14 protein-coding genes are annotated in these 18,494 nt (G+C 66.7%); 12 read left to right on the top strand and 2 right to left on the bottom strand.

Features of this window, described 5'->3' with window-relative positions; genetic code table 11:
• Positions 1–130 precede the first annotated feature (130 nt).
• The 8 genes from QME71_08050 to QME71_08015 all read left to right on the top strand — a co-directional run bounded on the left by QME71_08050 (position 131) and on the right by QME71_08015 (position 10,068).
• Positions 131–1,735, top strand: a complete 1,605-nt coding sequence (locus QME71_08050; GenBank protein ID MDI6858247.1) for an FAD-binding oxidoreductase — start codon at positions 131–133, stop codon at positions 1,733–1,735.
• Positions 1,716–3,428 (top strand): glycerol-3-phosphate dehydrogenase, encoded by a 1,713-nt coding sequence (gene glpD / locus QME71_08045; GenBank protein ID MDI6858246.1) that lies wholly within the window; start codon positions 1,716–1,718, stop codon positions 3,426–3,428. The genes QME71_08050 and glpD overlap by 20 nt, the downstream gene beginning before the upstream one ends.
• A gap of 147 nt (positions 3,429–3,575) precedes the next feature.
• Positions 3,576–4,265, top strand: coding sequence for a lipoyl(octanoyl) transferase LipB (gene lipB / locus QME71_08040; protein MDI6858245.1), 690 nt, complete (start codon positions 3,576–3,578; stop codon positions 4,263–4,265).
• A gap of 32 nt (positions 4,266–4,297) precedes the next feature.
• The gene (locus QME71_08035; GenBank protein MDI6858244.1) at positions 4,298–5,230 is read left to right on the top strand and encodes an aldo/keto reductase; all 933 of its coding nucleotides are present in this window, start codon (positions 4,298–4,300) and stop codon (positions 5,228–5,230) included.
• Positions 5,231–5,269: 39 nt separating this feature from the next.
• Positions 5,270–6,409 (top strand): mandelate racemase/muconate lactonizing enzyme family protein, encoded by a 1,140-nt coding sequence (locus QME71_08030; GenBank protein MDI6858243.1) that lies wholly within the window; start codon positions 5,270–5,272, stop codon positions 6,407–6,409.
• 82 nt (positions 6,410–6,491) lie between these two features.
• Entirely contained in the window at positions 6,492–8,138 is a 1,647-nt protein-coding gene (locus QME71_08025; GenBank protein ID MDI6858242.1) for an ABC transporter substrate-binding protein, read from the top strand.
• A 45-nt stretch (positions 8,139–8,183) separates the two neighbouring features.
• Complete coding sequence (locus tag QME71_08020) at positions 8,184–9,104, top strand: hypothetical protein (GenBank protein MDI6858241.1); 921 nt, start codon at positions 8,184–8,186, stop codon at positions 9,102–9,104.
• A 64-nt stretch (positions 9,105–9,168) separates the two neighbouring features.
• On the top strand, positions 9,169–10,068 hold the full coding sequence (locus QME71_08015) for a 2-hydroxy-3-oxopropionate reductase (GenBank protein MDI6858240.1): 900 nt from the start codon (positions 9,169–9,171) through the stop codon (positions 10,066–10,068).
• A gap of 192 nt (positions 10,069–10,260) precedes the next feature.
• Here QME71_08015 and QME71_08010 read toward each other — a convergent pair whose 3' ends face one another.
• Positions 10,261–11,037, bottom strand: coding sequence for an aldolase/citrate lyase family protein (locus tag QME71_08010; GenBank protein ID MDI6858239.1), 777 nt, complete (start codon positions 11,035–11,037; stop codon positions 10,261–10,263).
• Positions 11,038–11,305: 268 nt separating this feature from the next.
• Here QME71_08010 and QME71_08005 point away from each other — a divergent pair, with 268 nt between their 5' ends.
• Together QME71_08005 and ileS are read left to right on the top strand one after the other, a co-directional pair.
• Positions 11,306–11,659, top strand: a complete 354-nt coding sequence (locus QME71_08005; protein MDI6858238.1) for a zinc-ribbon domain containing protein — start codon at positions 11,306–11,308, stop codon at positions 11,657–11,659.
• Between the two features lie 438 nt (positions 11,660–12,097).
• A complete protein-coding gene (gene ileS / locus QME71_08000; protein MDI6858237.1) occupies positions 12,098–15,229 on the top strand; it encodes an isoleucine--tRNA ligase in 3,132 nt (1,043 codons plus the stop codon).
• A 65-nt stretch (positions 15,230–15,294) separates the two neighbouring features.
• On the opposite strand, the gene QME71_07995 is transcribed toward ileS, so the two are convergent.
• Positions 15,295–16,014: an FxLYD domain-containing protein gene (locus tag QME71_07995; GenBank protein ID MDI6858236.1), complete on the bottom strand. Its 720-nt coding sequence runs from the start codon at positions 16,012–16,014 to the stop codon at positions 15,295–15,297.
• 287 nt (positions 16,015–16,301) lie between these two features.
• Here QME71_07995 and proB point away from each other — a divergent pair, with 287 nt between their 5' ends.
• Together proB and QME71_07985 are read left to right on the top strand one after the other, a co-directional pair.
• Positions 16,302–17,453: a glutamate 5-kinase gene (proB, locus tag QME71_07990; protein ID MDI6858235.1), complete on the top strand. Its 1,152-nt coding sequence runs from the start codon at positions 16,302–16,304 to the stop codon at positions 17,451–17,453.
• 247 nt (positions 17,454–17,700) lie between these two features.
• Entirely contained in the window at positions 17,701–18,219 is a 519-nt protein-coding gene (locus QME71_07985; protein MDI6858234.1) for a GNAT family N-acetyltransferase, read from the top strand.
• Positions 18,220–18,494: the final 275 nt, after the last annotated feature.

Raw genomic sequence — 18,494 nt, 5'->3', positions numbered from 1 at the left:
GAACGCTCGCACCCTTCGCCCTCGGTCGACCGCTTCCCGCCCGTCAACGCTGCACTGACAATGCAGATCGTCCGAACCGCCTCGACGGTGTAGAATCCTTTCGGGTCTTGAAGTCAGAAGGGGGCAGCGCATGGTCATGAAATGGTGGGGCTGGGGCGACGAAGAAAAGTCCTTCCCCCTCGCCGACGCCGACAAGTTCTGGGCCTTCGCCGAACAACGTCTCGGCAAGAGCAACCCGCGCCCGCGCCTCCGCTCCCTTGACGACGCCACCCTGCCGCCGTCGCGCCTCGACCCGTCCAGCCTCAGCGCCCTCCAGAAGGCCGCCGGAGACGCGCCTCTCAGGGTCGACGTTCCCGCACGCGCCGTTCACAGCGTCGGCAAAGGCTACTGCGATCTCGTCCGAATCCGCAGCGGCACCGTCGACCCCGCCACTGACGCCGTCATCTACCCCGAAAGCGAGGACGCGGTAGCGCGTATCCTGGAGACCGCAGCAGAACGAAGCATAAGCGTCGTCCCCTTCGGCGGCGGCACGACCGTCGTCGGCGGCCTCGACCCCGTAGGCGAGCGTCCCGTCGTCACCCTCGCCCTCTACCGCCTGGACCGCGTACTCGCCATCGACCCCGTATCGGCGACAGCGACCGTGGAAGCCGGGATCCTGGGGCCCGCCCTCGAGGCCGAGCTGGGCAAGGCCGGCTTCACACTCGGCCACTTCCCGCAATCCTTCGAGTACTCCTCGCTCGGCGGCTGGATCGCCACCCGCTCCGCCGGACAGAAATCGACCCTGTACGGCAAAATCGAGGAGCGGGTCCAGTCGTTGCGAATGCTCTTCCCCGGCGGAGCTTTCACGACCGCCGATGTCCCCGCCGCTGCCGCTGGCCCCGACTTCGCGCAGGTCATCACCGGCTCCGAGGGCGTCCTCGGCGTCATCACCCGCGCTACCATGCGTCTTGCCCCCGCGCCGCCGCGCTCCGAGTACCACGGCTACCTCCTGCCTTCGTTCGCCGAGGGAGTCGAAGCGGCGCGGCGCGTCATGCAGGCGGGGCTCAAGCCCGCCGTCATGCGCCTCTCCGACGAGGCGGAAACGGAGGCAACGGCCGTCATGCGGGCAGGCGCCGAAGGCATTGCAGCGTCCATCCTCATCATGGGCTTCGACGGCGAGGAGGACGACATACGCGCCTGGCGCCAGAGCGCCGAACGCATCCTCGAAAAGCACGGCGCTCGCTCCCTGGGGCCCGGGCTCGGCGAGGCATGGGAGCGCTCCCGCTTCGAGCTGCCCTACCTGCGCGACCTCCTCCTCGATCACGGCATCATGGTCGATACCCTCGAAACCGCGACCACCTGGGACCGCTATCTGCCTCTGTATCAGGCCGTGCGCACCGCTATGGAACAGGCGCTGGGCGGCCGCGGCATCGTCATGGCCCACCTCTCCCACGCCTACACCAACGGCGCCTCGATCTATTACACTTTCCTCGCCGCGCAGGAGGAAGGCAACGAAATCGAGCAGTGGCGGCGCCTGAAGCGCGCGGCCACGCAGGCAATCGTCGACAACGGCGGCGCTCTCAGTCATCACCACGGAGTCGGCACCGAGCACCGGCCCTGGGTGCCGGCGTATCTGGGCGAGGGCGTGCGCGCGCTGGACGCCCTCAAGAACGCCTTCGACTCGAAGGGAATAATGAACCCGGGCAAACTGCTGCCCGAGAGCAAGGAGCGGGCGAATGTTCGGAGTGGGCCGTAAGAAAGCGGAAGGCAGCTTCTCCATACACACGCGCGCCGCCGCTATCGAACGGATGCGACGCGAAGTCTTCGATCTGCTCGTCATCGGCGGCGGCATCACCGGCACCGCAATCGCCCGCGACGCGGCCATGCGTGGGCTATCCGTCGCGCTTCTGGAGAAGGGCGACTTCGCGGCGGGCACGAGCAGCCGCTCGTCGAAGATGGTGCACGGCGGCCTCCGCTACCTGAAGGGCGGGCACGTGCGCCTGGTGCGCGAGGCCCTCCACGAGCGCGGCGTCCTCCTCAGGCTGGCGCCCCACCTCGTGCAGCCCGTCTCCTTCCTCTTCCCCGTCTACGAGACCGGCGACGATAGCCGCCTCAAGCTGCGCCTCGGCCTGACCGCCTACGACATGCTTGCCGGCTCGGAGCGGCTCACGCGACACACGTCGCTCTCGCGCGAGAAGGCCGCAGAAGTAGAGCCCCTCCTCCGCTTCGACGGCCTCCAGGGCGCCTTCCGCTTCACCGACTGCCTGGTCAATGATGCCCGCCTCACCCTCGCCACCGCCAGATCGGCGGTCAGGAGCGGCGCCGTCACGGTCAATTACGCCCCCGTGATCGCCCTCGAGCGCGACAGCGAGCGCGTGTCCGGCGCCTCATTCCGCGATGCGATAAGCGGCAAAGAACACCTGGTGCGCGCGCGCGTCGTCGTCAACGCCGCCGGCCCCTGGGTGGACGGCCTCCGTGCTCTGGCCGGCGAACCGCCTATGCTCCGCCCGACGAAGGGAGTCCACATCGTCGTTCCCCGCGCCCGGCTGCCCGTTTCGGGCACCGTCGTCATCCCCAGCGACGACCGGCGCATGCTCTTCGTCGTCCCTGCGGGTGAATGCACCTACGTCGGCACCACCGATACCGACTACCGCATCGACCCCGCACTGGCCCGCACCGACAGCGAAGATGCCGGCTACCTGCTTCGTGCAGTCAACGCGCTGTTCCCCGAGACGCGCCTCTCCCCCGAGGACATCGTCGCCACCTGGGCAGGAGTCCGCCCGCTGGTAGCGGAAGAGGGCGCCCCCACGCCCTCCGACGTCTCCCGCGACTACGATATCGACATCGGACCACCAGGGTTCTACTCGATAGCAGGCGGCAAGCTCACCACCTGCCGCTCCATGGCCCAGGGGCTCGTTGACCGCGTGATCGAAGAGGAGGGACGTCGTTTTGGCTGGCAGACGAAGCCCCCGCGCACCTCCGTCGTGCCGCTGGTCGGCGGCAACATCGATAGCTTTGAACGCTACCGGCGTGGCCTCATGCCCGCGCTGGAAGAAAGCTGGGGTCTCCAGCCGCGCACCGCATACAGGCTCCTGCGCTCATACGGCACAGAGTACGTCCGCGTACTGGCGTACGCCCTGCGCGACCCCGCTCTCCTGCGCCCGCTATCCCCTTCTTGCCCCGTCCTGCGCGCGGAAGCCCTCTACGCGGCGGAAGAAGAGATGGCGCTCACGCTCGAAGACTTCATGGCCCGGCGCACCGACCTGATGCTGTTCCACCCCACGCACGGCCTCGACGCCGCCCCCGAGGCCGCCCGGCTTATGGGAAGCGTCCTCGGGTGGGGATGGCGCGAGCGCCGCCGCCAGGTCGCGCGATACCGCGAAAGCGTCGCACAGATGACTGCCTTGCTCAACGACATGTCGCCGTCACAGCCGAAGACCGCTCGGTGATGACGCAAAGCCGGAGGGCGCGCCACCTCACGCTTCCCCCAACAACGACGCGCCCCCTTCGGTTCTGCGCTTCACCGCTAGCCAAACCGCCGTTCGATGCCCTATCATCAAAGGTGTCCCTCATTGCTGGAATTGGAAGGAGACTAAATGCACGTACCCTGTACGATCGTGCGCCTCGGCCTCGTCGACTACATGGAAGCCTGGGAGCTGCAAAAGCGGCTCGCCGAAGAGGTGAAGCAAGGACAATCGGAGGGCTGGCTTCTCCTGCTCGAGCACCCGCACACCTACACCTTCGGGCGCGCCGGCGACCCCAACAACCTGCGCCTCGACGAAGAGCAGCTTGACCAGATCGGCGCCCGCGTCTACTGGGTCGACCGCGGCGGCGACGTCACCTATCACGGCCCCGGCCAGCTCGTCGGCTACCCCATCGTCGACCTCCGCCGCTGGGATGAAGGGCCGCGCTGGTTCGTCTACACCCTGGAAGCGGCGCTTATCGACGCCCTCGCCGCGCTCGGCGTGAAGTCCGAGCGTTCGGAAGGACGGCCCGGCGTCTGGGCGGGCAACGAAAAGCTGGCCGCCATCGGACTGCACATCTCGAAAGGCGTCACGACCCACGGTTTCGCGCTCAACGTCGACCCCGACCTTTCGTATTTCGAACACATCGTCTCCTGCGGCCTCGCCGATGCCGGCGCTACTTCCGTAAGCCGCATCCTTGGCCGCCCGGTCGGTTTCGACGAGGCCGCGGACGCGGTCACCGACGCCCTCGTGCGCCGCTTCACTCTGGAGCCGCGCAGCATCCCGGCCGGCGAGTTGCTCGTCCGGCTTGCGACAGGCTAGTCACCGTTCGCGCAGTATCGGAGGAGTCGGAAATGGAGTACAGACGCTTGGGCAACTCAGGCCTCAAAATCTCGCTAGCGGGCCTCGGCTGCAACAACTTCGGCTGGCGCTGCGACGAGCAGCAGAGCGCCCTCGTCGTGCACAAGGCGCTGGACCTGGGCGTCAACTTCTTCGACACCTCGAACAGCTACGGCCGCGGCCTCTCCGAGGAATACCTGGGAAGGGCGCTGGCGGGGCACCGCAGCGAAGTGATCATCGCCACCAAGGTCGGCAGCCGCGTGGGCGAGGAGCCTCTCCAATCGGGCGCCTCGCGACGCCACATAATGCAGCAGGTAGAAGGCAGCCTGCGCCGTCTCGCCACCGACCACGTCGACCTCTACCAGATCCACTTCCCCGATGAGTCCACGCCCGCCGAGGAGACGATGCGCGCCCTCGACGACCTTGTGCGTCAGGGGAAGGTGCGTTACGTCGGCTGCTCTAACTACGCGGCGTGGCAGGTCGTGGAGTCGCAGCTGATCGCGAAGGCCCACGGGCTTACCCCCTTCGTCTCCGCGCAGAACCGCTATAACCTGATGGAGCGCCGCATCGAAAAGGACCTCGTCCCCGTTTGCGACAAGTACGGGCTCGGCATTCTCCCCTACTTCCCCCTCGCCAGCGGCTTTCTCACCGGCAAGTACCGTCGCGGCGAGCCCCTGCCGGAAGGGACGCGCCTGGCCGCGGTCGCGCCGATAGCCGGCGACGTCCTCACCGAGCAAAACTTCGACATGCTGGAAAAGCTGGAGGCTTTCGCCCAGGCCAGGGGCCGGCCGTTGGTCGACCTCGCTCTCGGCTGGCTGGCGTCACATCCCTACATCTCTTCCGTCATCGCCGGCGCCACCCGGCCGGAGCAGGTGGAACAGAACGTGAACGCCGTCTCTTGGCGGCTCAGCGACGAGGAGATGGCCGAAATCGACGCCCTGACCTGACGAACGCGGCCGCGATCACGGCGCGGCAAGGAGGCTGACATGAAGATCACCGAGGTAAGGACACGCGTCTTCGAGTTCCCCCATCACGAGCACCCGTTCGCCGCCACCTGGCAGCCGTTTCCCAGCAGCACTCATCGCCTCACCCTCGTGGAAGTGGCCACCGACGCCGGAATTACGGGCATCGGTTCCGGCGGCGTCGCCACGCGCATGAACACCGCCGGCCCCCTCTTCGTCGGCCAGGACCCTCTCGATATCGAGCGGCATGCCCACCTCCTGCGCACCATCACCTACTTCATGGGGCGCCCCTGGGCCGTCGAGGTCGCCCTCTGGGACATCGCCGGCAAGGCGGCGGGCCTGCCCCTCTACCGTCTACTCGGCGGACACAAGAGCCGCGTCCGCGCCTACGCCAGCACCGGCGAGCTCAGGCCGGCGGAACGGCGCGTCGACGACGTGCTCCGCCTCCGCGAGGAAGGGTTCACTGCCGTCAAGCTGCGGTTCCACAGCCCGAACGCCCGCGACGACCTGCCCGTCCTCGAAGCCGTGCGCAAAGCGGTCGGCGACTCGATGGAGATAATGGTCGACGCCAATCAGGCGTGGAACCTCCCCGGCGATCCTGTCGCGCACCGCTGGGACCTCCAGACGGCAGTGATGATGGCGCGCGAGATGGAGAACTACGGCGTGTACTGGCTGGAGGAGCCGCTCTGGGCGTACGACTACGACGGTCTCGCCGCCCTGCGCCGGACGGTGAACCTGCGCCTCGCCGGCGGCGAGCTCAACCCCGCTTTGCACGAGTTCCGCACCTACCTGGAAAAGGGCTGCTACGACGTCTATCAGCCGGACGCCACGTTCGCCGGCGGCATCAGCGGCGCCCGCAAAGTCGCCGGTATGGCGGAAGCCGCGGGGCTCACCTTCGCGCCTCACACCTGGTCGAACGGCATCGGTCTCGTGGCCAACCTCCACCTCGCGGCGGCTGTCCCCAACTGCTCGTTCATCGAGTTCCCGTACGACCCGCCCTCCTGGACGCTGGAAGTACGCGATTTCCCGCTGACGGAGCCGGTGCGGATCGACGGCGACGGCTACCTCTCGCTGCCCGATAGGCCCGGGCTCGGCATCGAGATCGACGAGGAGAAGCTTCAGCGCTACGAGATCGGGGGCGAACAGTACGAAGCTAGCGCATAAGTCCGGCGGCGGCGCCGGTTACCTCTAAGCGTCAGAAAGGTATTATAGAGCCGGCACGGAACAAACCAAGGAGGTCGCCAGCATGGCCAGCGAGTACTGGAGCAAGTTCGCCCGGAGACGTGTTTCGAGGAGGAGCGTCCTCAAAGCGGGCGCAGCCGCTGGTTTAGGAGCCGCCGCCCTCGGCGCGGCAGCTTGCGAGGGAGACGGCGAAGAAGGGACGCCGGCAGGGGGCGAGACACCCGCCGCCGGCGAGACGCCCGTCCCCGGTGGAAAGGCCACGTTCGGCATACCCACCGACCCCGGCAACCTCGACCCCCAGCAAAGCATAACCGCAGGCTACCTTTCCGCCCGCATCCATAACCCCTTGCACGCCATCAACATGTCCACCCAGGAATTCACGCCGCTCATCGCAGAGAAGCTCGAACAGCCGGACAACACGACATACATCTGGACGCTCCGCAAGGGCGTGAAGTTTCACGACGTCGACCCCACCTTTGGACGCGAGGTGACCGCGGAGGACGTGAAGTACAGCTTCGACCGCCTTAAGGCCGGACCGACGCTCAACGATAGAAAACTCCTCACGCTGTACACTGAGACTTACGAGGCAGTCGACACCTACACATTCAAGCACGCGACAAACAGGCTGTTCTCTCCGGCAATCTACCACCACGGGAATTACCCTTACTGCATCGTGCCCCGCGAGGCCGTCGAAAAGTGGGAAGACCTGTCCTCGCACGCCTCCGGCTGCGGCGCATGGATACTGGACGGGTTTACCCGCGGCGAGCGAGTCCGCCTGCGAAAAAACCTCGACTACTACCTGGCGGGCCGGCCGTTCCCCGACGAGGAAGAATGGCTGGTCATCCCGGACACCGGCACTCTCTGGCAGACCTTCAAGACGGGCAAGCTGGACTACGTTGCCGTCAACCTGGACAAGTTCAAGCGGGCCGAGGTGGAGGGGAACCCATCCTACCAGGTCGAGACCTCGCCTTCGCTCTTTACGACTAATTGCTACATCAGGGTTGACAGGCCGCCCTTCAGCGATGACCGCGTGCGGGAGGCGCTTGACATCGCCATCGACCGCGACGACCTGATTGACAAACTGTACTTCGGAGAGGGAAAGTACAACGGCCCTGTCCCCTGGCCGCTGGAATACTGGGCCTTGCCGCAGGACGAGATCCGGACGGTCCTAAAGTACGACGCCGAAAAGGCCACCCAGCTTCTCAGCGCCGCCGGCTACGGCGACGGCCTTGAACTCAACGCCCCCTGCGTGAACTTCGGCGACCCCCCTAAAGCAGCGGAGATCGTCGCCGACCACTACCGGCGCATCGGCGTCAGGATGAACATCGCGCTCAAGGAGCTGGGCGTCTATCTGTCCCAGTACCAGTACCCCGGCGAGTTCGACATCACCTTCTTCCTCAACCTTCCCTACATGGAGCCGGACATGCCGCTCCGGTCCTACTACAGCAAGGGCCAGAACGCCGACAGAAACCCCGGTCGCAGCAGCGATTCGGAAGTGGACGCCTTGATCGAGGGCGGCTGGGAGATATTCGACATCGACGAGAGACAAGAGTACTACCGCGACGTCCAGCGCGTACTACTGAGGAAGCACGGGCCCATGTACCCGCTGTGCTCCCCGGAAGGCCACGTCGGATACTCGGCAAGGATGCGGGGCCTGCAGGAAGGCACCGGCCTCATAGGCTGGCTGGGCATAAGTTACTGGGTGCAGTAGAGGACCAACGTGGCGGAGCGCCGGCGCCAGGGAAGCAGGCCGGAAATGGAACGGCTGCCCCGGGACCTTTTCGAGGAGATAACCGGGGTACGCCTGCGACGCCCTCAAACCGTCTCCGAACAGGCGGGGCGGCGGCTCCGCCCCGAACCGCTGACGAAGGACGGTCGCCTCGCCCTCCTCGTCGCCGACCAGCCCGCGCGCCAGGCCCTCGCGAGCGGCGGCGACCCGCTCGCCCTCAGCGACCGCTACTCGTTCCTCTCGCGCATCGTTTTCGCCCTCACCGCCGGCGGCCTCGACGGCGTGGCCGCGACGACGGACGTCATCGACGAGCTGCTCATTGTCTGCCACCTGCTCGAAGAGCGCGGGCACCCCCGCATTCTCGACGGCAAGCTGCTCATCGCCAGCATGAACCCGGGCGGCGCGGCCGGCAGCGTGTGGGAAATTGACAGCCGTTTCACCAGCTTCGTTCCCCAGACGGTCGCTGTTTTGCGCCTCGACGGCGCCCGCCTCACGCTACGCCTCACCGCCTCGGAGACCCGCTCCGCCGACGCCGTCGCCGCCTGCGCCGCCGCCATAACCGAGCTGAACGCCCTCGGGCTGACCGTCTTCCTCGACGCCGCCCCCGTGCAGAAGGCCGACGGCCGCTGGCGCACTCTCAGGGAGCCGGCTGATCTCGTCAAGCTGGCCGGCCTCGCCTCCGCTCTCGGCGACTCCAGCCTCGGATTATGGCTCGCCCTTCCCTACTGCGAAGGCTTCGCCGCCGTCGCCGCTGCCACGACGCTCCCGCTTTTCGTCTCGACGGGAGCGGACGTGACCGACGCGGGTCAGTGCGTCGAGGAGACGCAGGCGGCGATGAGAGCGGGTCCCAATGCGCGGGGCGCCCTGCTGGCGGCGAGCGTACTTTTCCTCGAAGGCGCGGCTGATGCGGTGAAGGCGGTGGCGCGCGCCGTCCGTCCCGACCGCTGACTCGACGACACGGCTCGCCTCTCGTCACCCGCAGGACGCCCCCACTTTGTAAGGGAGCACGGAGATGAAGGAAACTGTAGGCTTCATCGGTCTCGGCCTCATGGGGAAGCCCATGAGCCTCAATCTGCTGCGCGCCGGCTACCCGCTCGTCGCGCACAGCCGCAGCCCGGGGCCGGTAGCGGAAGTGGTGAAGGAGGGAGCCGAGCGTGCCGCCACTCCCCGCGAGCTGGCCTCCCACGCCGATGTCGTCATCACCATGCTGCCCGACACGCCGGACGTCGAGACGGTGCTGATGGCGGAGAACGGCGTCTTCGCGGGAATGCGCCCCGGCTGCCTGGTGATCGACATGAGCACCATCTCGCCCGTCGCCGCCCGGCGCCTCGCCGCCGAAGCGGAAGCGCGGGGCGCGCAGATGCTCGATGCCCCCGTCTCCGGCGGCGACGTGGGCGCCATCAACGCCACCCTCTCGATCATGGTGGGCGGGCCGGAGGAGGCCTTCCAGCGCGCGCTGCCCCTGTTCCTGACGCTGGGAAAGAACATCGTCCACGTGGGCGGCGCCGGCGCGGGCCAGATCTGCAAGGCCTGCAACCAGATCGTCGCGGCGATGACGCTTCAGGCGGTCTCGGAGGCGCTCGTGCTGGCGCGCAAGGCCGGCGTCGACCCGGCGAAGGTGCGGCAGGCCCTGCTGGGCGGGTTCGCCGCCAGCCGCGTACTTGAAGTGCACGGCCAGCGCATGCTCGACCGCGAGTTCCGCCCCGGCTTCCGCTCGCGCCTGCACGCAAAAGACCTGAACATCGCCCTCGCCACCGGCCGCGAGTACAATGCCCCTCTGCCCGGGACGGCGCAGGCGCTGGAGCTGTACAAGTCGCTCCTGGCTTCCGGCCACGGCGACGACGACAACAGCGCCCTTGTCCTCGTGCTCGAGCGCCTGGCAGGCATGCCCGAGTCGACCGGACAAGGATAACCCGAGGCGTTGTCGGGCCTCGCTGGTGATTGCGATAGGAGGTTGGGGCTGCGAGACGTCGCGGTGCGGACAGAGAGCCGGAAGATCGGGGCGGACGGCGTGATCGAACTCGAGCCGCACTCAGCGAACGTGATAGCGCTCCAGCTAACGTAAGGCGGGGCAGGTCGACGGCAAAGCCGCGATATGGGCTTCTCAGTCGCGGACGGGAGAGCTCGCCGCTTCTCTCGCCGCGCGCAACTCCTGCGCCGCGTTTCGCGCCAGCAGGTCGACGTCCGAGCTCACCAACACGAACCGAAAGCCATCGGCTACTCGTTTCGCCGCCATCCGGCTGCCGGCGTGTATCCCCGCCGCCACCCCATGCCGGCGGCACGCCTCCAGGATATGGCCCAGCGCCTCGGAGTACACGGCGTCACCCTCGCGGTCCGGCTTCGGCTCAAGCCCCAGCGAGAGGCTGAGGTCCATCGGCCCGACGTAGATGGCGTCGACTCCCGGCACGGAGAGGATGTCGTCGAGGTTCTCCAGCGCGGAAGCCGTCTCAATCATGGGGATGCAGCAGACGCTTTCCTCCGCTCGCTCAAAATAGCCGCCGCCCAGCCCGGCGCGCGTCGGGCCGTAGCTGCGGATGCCGCGGGGAGGGTAGCGACAGGCGCTAACCGCCAGCTCCGTGTCGGCGCGGGTGTTGATGAGCGGCACGATGACCGCCTGCGCTCCCGCGTCGAGAACCTTCATTATGATCGCCGGGTCGTTCCAGGGGACGCGCACCACCGGCGCCGTGCGCGTGGTGGAGATCGCCTGCAGCATCGGCACCGCCCGCTGATAATCGACCAGCCCGTGTTGCATGTCGATGCACAGCCAGTCGTAGCCTGCCCGCGCCATCACCTCCGCGCTGAACGAGTCCGGTATCGATAGCCACGCTCCTAGGGCCGCCTTGTCTTCCTTCCAGAGCCGCCGCAACGAGTTCTCCGTCATCGGGCTTGCCTCCTGCCAGGCGCCGCCGGCGCCGCCAAATGCCGGCGAAACGCAATCGCAGTATAGGCGTAGACGCGCTCAATTGTCTGTAGCGAAGCCGAAAGCGCCGTCGAAAAAGCGCCTCCGGGGCGCGGGAGTGGCGAGCGCCGGCCCCCCTCGAACCGGGGAGTGTCGATTCAGCAGTACCCGCTCGGAAGTTGCGTACCTTGCGAACGCCCTGAAATGCGGTATAATATAAACGGTCCCCCAGACCAAACGGAGATAAGATTTGAGTTTCGCTGACAAAGCGCTGATATGCCGCGATTGTGGCGGCAGTTTTGTGTTCACCGCCGGTGAGCAGGAATTTTACGCCAGCAAGGGGCTGCAGAACGAGCCCGTTCGCTGCCCTTCCTGCCGCGCTGCCCGCAAGACCGCCCGCACGAACGAGGTGGAGGACGGGTACGTCCGCTATGGCGCCTTCGCCAGCTTCGGCGGGCGCACGCCCCGTCAGATGCACCCCGCGACATGCGCCGAGTGCGGCATGATGACGGAAGTGCCCTTCGTGCCCCGCGGCGACCGGCCCGTCTACTGCAGCGCCTGCTACACCAAGATCCGCGCCCGCGAACAGGCCTCTTCTTCCTGACGCCTTACCCCTTTTTCCCCGCCGGAGCCCGCCCAAATTGGACCCCGACCCTACGCGATATCGCCGCGTTGCGCCGCCGTGACCATCTCCGATTGACCGCCCACTTCGTCGACAATATACTTGTGTGGAAAGGCTGTGACGGAGACGAGTAAGCCGGTGGAGCCGGACAGCGAGTCCGGTATGGTGTGAGCGCCCCGGGAGGGGTCCCGGCAGCGCCGGGAGACGCGGCGGCGCCGGCCGAAAATCACTCCTGAGCCGCCGACCGAACATCCTTCCGCCGAGGGACAAGTAGGCTCGGACGGGTTCGTCCCACGTTAGAGGGACGGGGGCATGAACGCGTGCCCCGGAAAGCGCTCGCCTGAGGCGAGAATCGGGGTGGTACCGCGGGTAATGATCGCCCGTCCCTGGCTGGGACGGGTTTCTTATTGGAGAGAAGTCATGTTTAGACCGGTCCCGGCAAAGGTCGACTTCCCGGCCCTCGAACGCGACATCCTGCGCTGGTGGCGCGAGGAGGGAATGATCGAGAAGTACTTGCGCCGCAACCAGGCGTCCCCTCAGAAGTGGTCGTTCATCGATGGCCCCATCACCGCCAACAACCCGATGGGCGTCCACCACGCCTGGGGGCGCACCTACAAGGACATCTACCAGCGCCTGAAGACGATGCAGGGCTTCCGCCAGCGCTACCAGAACGGCTTCGACTGCCAGGGGCTGTGGATCGAGGTCGAGGTCGAGCGGGAGATGGGGTTCAAGTCCAAGCGCGACATCGAGGCCTTCGGCATCGACCGGTTTGTAGAGGCGTGCAAGGACCGCGTCCGCCGCTTCTCCGCCATCCAGACCGAACAGTCGATCCGCCTCGGCTACTGGATGGACTGGGACAACTCTTACTACACGTTCTCCGACGAGAACAATTACACCATCTGGCACTTCCTCAAGCGTTGCCACGAGGAAGGCTGGCTCTACAAGGGCCACGACGTGATGCCCTGGTGCCCTCGCTGCGCCACTGGCCTCTCGCAACACGAGATCGTCACCGAAGGCTACCGCGAGCTGACGCACCCCAGCGTCTACCTCAAGTTCCCTCTGGAAGGACGCGACAGGGAGAGCCTTCTAGTCTGGACGACGACGCCCTGGACGCTCTCCTCCAACACCGCGGCCGCCGTCCATCCCGATCTCGACTACGTCCGCGTGCGCCAGGGCGACGAGACGTACTATCTGGCGAAGGCGGCGCTCGGAGTGCTGCAAGGCGGCTACGAGGTGCTGGGCGAGCTCAAGGGCGCGGAGATGGCCGGCTGGAAGTATCGCGGCCCCTTCGACGAGCTCCCGCCGCAGCATGGCGTCGAGCACCGGGTCGTCCCCTGGGAGGAGGTCAGCGAGACGGAAGGAACGGGAATCGTCCACATCGCGCCTGGCGCCGGCAAAGAGGACTTCCTGCTGAGCAAGGACTTCGGGCTGGCCGTCATCGCACCCCTCGACGAAGCCGGCAACTTCCTCCCCGGGTTCGGCTGGCTCAGCGGCCGCAACGTCGCCGACGTTACGCAGCCTGTCTTCGACGACCTCGCCCGCAAGGGCATCCTCTATCGTGTCGAAGACTACACCCACCGCTACCCCGTTTGCTGGCGCTGCGAGAGCGAGCTTGTCTTCCGCCTGGTGGATGAGTGGTTCATCTCCATGGACGAGCTGCGCCACCGTATCGCCGCCGTCACCAAGAGGATCCGCTGGATCCCCGAGTTTGGCCTGGCGCGCGAGCTCGACTGGCTCCAGAACATGGAAGACTGGATGATCTCGAAAAAGCGCTACTACGGCCTCGCGCTGCCCATCTACGAGTGCCGCGAGTGCGGCAACGTCGAGGTCATGGGCGGCGACGAGGAACTGCGCGAGCGCGCCGTCGAGGGCTGGGAGGAGTTCGAGGGGCACTCGCCCCACCGGCCGTGGATCGACGCCGTGAAGATCCGCTGCTCGAAGTGCGGCGCCCTCGTCGGCCGCATCCCTGACGTGGGCAACCCCTGGCTCGACGCCGGCATCGTGCCCTATTCCACGCTCCACTACCGGCACAACCGCGCCTACTGGGAGGAGTGGTTCCCCGCCGACTGGATATCGGAGAGCTTTCCCGGCCAGTTCCGCAACTGGTTCTATTCGCTGCTCGCCATGAGCACTGTGCTCGAGGACCGCGAGCCTTTCCGCGCCTGCTTCGGCTACGCCCTCCTTCGCGACGAAAAGGGCGAAGAGATGCACAAGAGCAAGGGCAACGCCATCTGGTTCGACGACGCCGCCGAACGCATGGGCGTCGACGTCATGCGGTGGCTCTTCGCGCGCCATAACCCGACGGCCAACCTGAACTTCGGCTGGCACAGCGGCGACGAGATCCGTCGCGGCTTTGTGCTCACGCTCTGGAACACTTACTCTTTCTTCGTCACCTACGCCAACATCGACCGCTTCGTGCCCGGCGCGGCCCCGGGCGCGCGTGCCTCCGCCGACCTCGATCGCTGGATACTGTCCGGCCTGAACCAGCTCATCGACCGCGTCACCGTAGCGCTGGAAGAGTTCGATTCGATGACCGCAACCCGGCACATCGAGGCGTTCGTGGAGGATCTCTCGAACTGGTACGTGCGCCGCAGCCGCCGCCGCTTCTGGAAGAGCGAGGACGACGCCGACAAGCGCACGGCTTACGAGACGTTGCACACCTGCCTGGTGACGCTCTCCAAGCTCCTCGCGCCGTTCGTGCCCTTCCTCGCTGAGGCGATGTACCAGAACCTCGTGCGCTCCCACGACGCAACGGCGCCCGAAAGCGTCCACCTCTGCGATTGGCCCGTCGCCGACATGTCGCTGGTGGACGAGCGGCTGGACGGCGAAGTCCGCCTCGTCATGCGGCTGGTGGGGCTGGGACGGTCGGCGCGAAGCAAGGCCGGCATCAAGGTGAGGCAGCCGCTGGCCCGCGCCTTCGTGAAAGTGCGCGCCCGCTCAGAACAGGCAGCGGTGCAGAGTCTCGCCGGGCAGGTCAAGGAAGAGCTGAACGTCAAAGAGCTGACGCTGATCGACGACGACAGCGAATTCGTATCGTACGAGGTGCGGTCCAATCGCGCAGCGCTCGGGCCAAAGTACGGGCGCGAGCTGGGCGAAATATGTGAAGCGCTGCGAAGCCTCGACTCACGCGCCGTTGCGGATGCGCTGTCCCGCCGCGAGCCCGTCGTTGCCGGCAGGTGGACGCTGGAGCCGGGCGAGATCGACGTGGCGGCCCACGACCGCGAGGGCTTCGCGACCGCCGCCGAGTACGGCTACCTGGTGGCGATCCCCACCGAGATCACGCCCGAGCTTGCCGACGAGGGGCTGGCGCGCGAGATCGTGCACCGCCTCCAGACGATGCGTCGCAATGCCGCCTTCGACATTGCCGACCGCATCGTCACCTACTACCGCGATGGCGACGACCTGCGGCGGGTGATGACGGCCTTCGGCGAGTACGTGCGTCAGGAGACGCTGTCGCTCGAGCTGGTCGAGGGGGAGGCGCCGCCGGACGCCCATCGCGAGGAACACACGGTAGACGGCCATCGAATGCGCCTGGCGGTCAGGAAAGCGTGATCGAAGAAGAGGAGAGGGGCAGTATCTAGCCTGCCCCTCCGAGTCTCGGCTGTCCTGGTCGTTCTCTACCCGGGCGTCGCCGTCGGTTCGGGCGTGGCGGTAGGCGTTGCCGTGGCCTCCGCTCCCGGTAGGTTCTTGGGGCCTACCACAACGGGAGCGGTCACGTCCGTCGGGTTGCGCACCGTCGCATCCACCCAGAGCTGGTACTCTTCCACGTCGCTCGGCATGTCCTCAATAGCGATGTCGAACGTGCCAGTGGCGCCGCGCGAGAGCTTCGCCGGGTCGAGGAAGACGCGCCCGACCCGCACCACATCCCCGTCGTCGTCGTAGAAGGCAGCGCACACCTGCACGGCGTAGAACGTCTTGCTGTCGTCGTTCTCGACCTTACCCGTAAGGTGGGTGGTGTCGCCGTCAACTTGCAGCTTCACATCCGATACGTCCATGTCCGGCGCCAGCTTCGTGCCGAAGGTAAGGGGATGGACGATGTTCTCCGTGCGGCTGGCCGTCACGCCCGGAGGGAGAATCGACTCCACGGGCGACGACTGGTGGTCCTGCAGCGTTCGCGTGCAGGGGTTGACGAACCTGGTGTCGAGCAGGTTATTCGAGCTGTCGTAGAACCTGACTTCGACCACGGCGTCGACCACGTCGGCGTTGGTCAGGTTGCTGGCGAGGCCGACGAAGTGGGTCCTGCCGGCGTCATCTTTGTAGAGGGTGGCGAATTGGATGATGCAGCCCGCCGCGAGCAACCCCACTATGGCCAGCAGTCCGACGAATAGCTTCCTCATGTGTGCCTCCTTTCCGGCGCTTGGAACTGGTCTTTCCTCTGCTATCTTTGTTCCGTCGGGCAGTCACGATTTCACAGAGACGGCGCCGCTCCTCCTTTCGACTGGGTTTCAACCTCCCCGGTGTGGTCTCGGCCGTGCAGTCTCATTTCTTATAACGCCTTCTCCTGAAAAAAGTTAACTCCTACAAGAGCTGTTCCGTCCCGTAGTGGAGGGGCCCCTCACCGCTTTCCTTGTGAGAGCGTATCTCAAGAAGCTATAATTCTGTCGCATGCTTAAGTGATCGGGGAATGGACGTGACAAAGCGCAAGAGCGACGCGGACAGCCTTCGCTACCGGCGCATCGTCGCCAAGTTCGGGACGAACCTGCTTACCGCCGGTACCGACCGCCTTGACCTTGAGGTGATGTCGGCGCTCGTCGGGCAGGTGGCGCGCCTGCACCAGGCCGGCGCCGAGGTCATCCTCGTCACGTCGGGCGCGATTGCCGCCGGCCGCCACCAGATCGACTGCCCGCCCGACCGGCGTGACGGTCTCTCGCGACAGGTGCTCGCCGCCGTCGGCCAGAGCCACCTCATGCAGTGCTACGACGAGCTCTTCTCGTGGCACGGCATTACCATCGCCCAAGCGCTTCTGAGCCGCCGCGACCTCTCGGACAGGGTCGGCTACCTCAACGCCCGCAACACGCTGCTCGCGCTCCTCGAGCTCCGCGCAGTGCCCATCGTGAACGAGAACGACGTGGTCGCGGTGGAAGAGATCGAGGGGGCGCGCATCGGCGACAACGACAACCTTTCGGCGCTGGTCGCCAACCTCGTCGACGCCGATTTGCTCGTCATGCTCACCGACACCGGCGGCCTGTACACGGCTGACCCCCGTCTCGACCGCCAGGCGCGGCTCATTGCCCGCGTCGACCGTATCGACGAGGAGATCGAGCGGCTGGCGGGGGGCGCCTCGCCCGACTCGCGCGGCACGGGCGGCATGGCGACGAAGATCGAGGCGGCGAAGCTCGCGGTCGCCGGCGGCGCCACCGTCGTCATCGTCGGCGGCGGCGAGCGCGACGTTCTCCCCCGGCTGGCGCGCGGCGAGGAACTGGGGACGCTGTTCCCGTCGCAGGTCGACCGCATGGAGAGCCGCAAGCGCTGGATGCTGTCGCGGCTGGCGGTGCGCGGCCGCATAACCGTCGACGCGGGGGCGGCGAGGGCGCTCCAGCAGCAGAACAAGAGCCTGCTGCCCGCCGGCGTGAAGGCAGTCGACGGCGCGTTCGAGCGCGGGGAAGCGGTCGATATCTGCACCGTCGAAGGCAAGCGGATCGCCTGCGGCATCGTCAACTATTCGCGCGATGAAGTGGAGGCGATACGCGGGCTGCGGTCGGACCGGATAGCGGAGACGCTGGGCCACGATTACGGGTCGGAGGTGGTGCACCGGAGCAACCTGGTCTTGCTCTAGCGCCGCATGGCGCCTCTCGCGGCGTCGCCCGTCGCAAGCGGCCGCGCGCGCTTCCCACCCACCCGCCCACAGGCGTTATATAAGAAGCGATTTTCAGGGGGACACCCTGCCTGTCGGCAGGCGGGCCCTGAAACCCCCGGCAGAGGGGAGAACCCCTCCGCCACAGGCGGACAGGTCTGAACTCCCCCGTGCGCGGGGACAGCAACTCATAGGGCGGGCATCTTGCCCGCCTCAGGCGAACAAGCCCATGATCCGTGAATGCACCGCGGCGGACACCGACCGCATCTTCCTCGTCATCAACGAGGCCGCGCAGTCGTACAGACGCGTGATCCCTGACGACTGCTGGCACGAGCCCTACATGCCCCTCGACGAGCTGCGGCGCGAGATGGCGTCGATGACGTTCTTCGGCTGGGATGACGCCGACGGCCTGGTCGCGGTGATGGGCTACCAGCCGCTGCCCGACGCCGCGCCCGCGCCGGTCACCCTCATCCGGCACGCCTACACGCTGCCGCGGCGACAGCGCGAAGGCATCGGCGGGCGGCTGCTGCGCCACCTGATGTCGATGGCGACGACGGGCCTGCCTGCCGGACAGGCGGGGACGCTGCTCGTGGGCACGTGGGCGGCGAACAAGGGGGCGATCCGCTTCTACGAGCGTCACGGCTTCCGCCTGCTGGGGGAGGAGGAGGGGCGGGAGTTGCTGCGTCGCTACTGGTCCATCCCGCCCCGCCAAATCGAAACCTCCGTTGTGCTGGAGAAGGAGAACTAGACGCTGCCTTGCCAGCCCGGCTACCTGTCAACGGATTAGGAAGTTGATAAGCGGATGGCGCTCGGCGCGCTTTCTCCCGGCAGGGTCGGGCGTCTCTACCCCACAAGGCCTGCTTCCCGTCAATGGATGGGAGGAACGGATAAACGGGTACCGCTCGGTCACGTGCTGCACGGCAGGGCCACCCGTCTGCTCGCCGGCGGGTCCCTGCCCGCGCAGCCTTGCCTCGGCGCGGCGACGCTGATCCGTGATCCACGTCTCAGAGTGTGGAAGAGGGT

This window comes from Dehalococcoidia bacterium (assembly GCA_030018455.1).
In the GTDB taxonomy this organism is placed as follows: Bacteria; Chloroflexota; Dehalococcoidia; order DSTF01; family JALHUB01; genus JASEFU01.
Note: the sequence above shows the minus strand (reverse complement) of the source record. Positions and strands in the feature narration are given on the sequence as shown.

What these genes read in the sequence shown, in the direction of transcription:
- QME71_08050 (MDI6858247.1), top strand. Translation starts at nt 131, where the DNA reads ATGGTCATGAAATGGTGGGGCTGGGGCGACGAAGAAAAGTCCTTCCCC.
- glpD (MDI6858246.1), top strand. Translation starts at nt 1,716, where the DNA reads ATGTTCGGAGTGGGCCGTAAGAAAGCGGAAGGCAGCTTCTCCATACAC.
- lipB (MDI6858245.1), top strand. Translation starts at nt 3,576, where the DNA reads ATGCACGTACCCTGTACGATCGTGCGCCTCGGCCTCGTCGACTACATG.
- QME71_08035 (MDI6858244.1), top strand. Translation starts at nt 4,298, where the DNA reads ATGGAGTACAGACGCTTGGGCAACTCAGGCCTCAAAATCTCGCTAGCG.
- QME71_08030 (MDI6858243.1), top strand. Translation starts at nt 5,270, where the DNA reads ATGAAGATCACCGAGGTAAGGACACGCGTCTTCGAGTTCCCCCATCAC.
- QME71_08025 (MDI6858242.1), top strand. Translation starts at nt 6,492, where the DNA reads ATGGCCAGCGAGTACTGGAGCAAGTTCGCCCGGAGACGTGTTTCGAGG.
- QME71_08020 (MDI6858241.1), top strand. Translation starts at nt 8,184, where the DNA reads ATGGAACGGCTGCCCCGGGACCTTTTCGAGGAGATAACCGGGGTACGC.
- QME71_08015 (MDI6858240.1), top strand. Translation starts at nt 9,169, where the DNA reads ATGAAGGAAACTGTAGGCTTCATCGGTCTCGGCCTCATGGGGAAGCCC.
- QME71_08010 (MDI6858239.1), bottom strand. Translation starts at nt 11,037, where the DNA reads ATGACGGAGAACTCGTTGCGGCGGCTCTGGAAGGAAGACAAGGCGGCC.
- ileS (MDI6858237.1), top strand. Translation starts at nt 12,098, where the DNA reads ATGTTTAGACCGGTCCCGGCAAAGGTCGACTTCCCGGCCCTCGAACGC.
- QME71_07995 (MDI6858236.1), bottom strand. Translation starts at nt 16,014, where the DNA reads ATGAGGAAGCTATTCGTCGGACTGCTGGCCATAGTGGGGTTGCTCGCG.
- proB (MDI6858235.1), top strand. Translation starts at nt 16,302, where the DNA reads ATGGACGTGACAAAGCGCAAGAGCGACGCGGACAGCCTTCGCTACCGG.
- QME71_07985 (MDI6858234.1), top strand. Translation starts at nt 17,701, where the DNA reads ATGATCCGTGAATGCACCGCGGCGGACACCGACCGCATCTTCCTCGTC.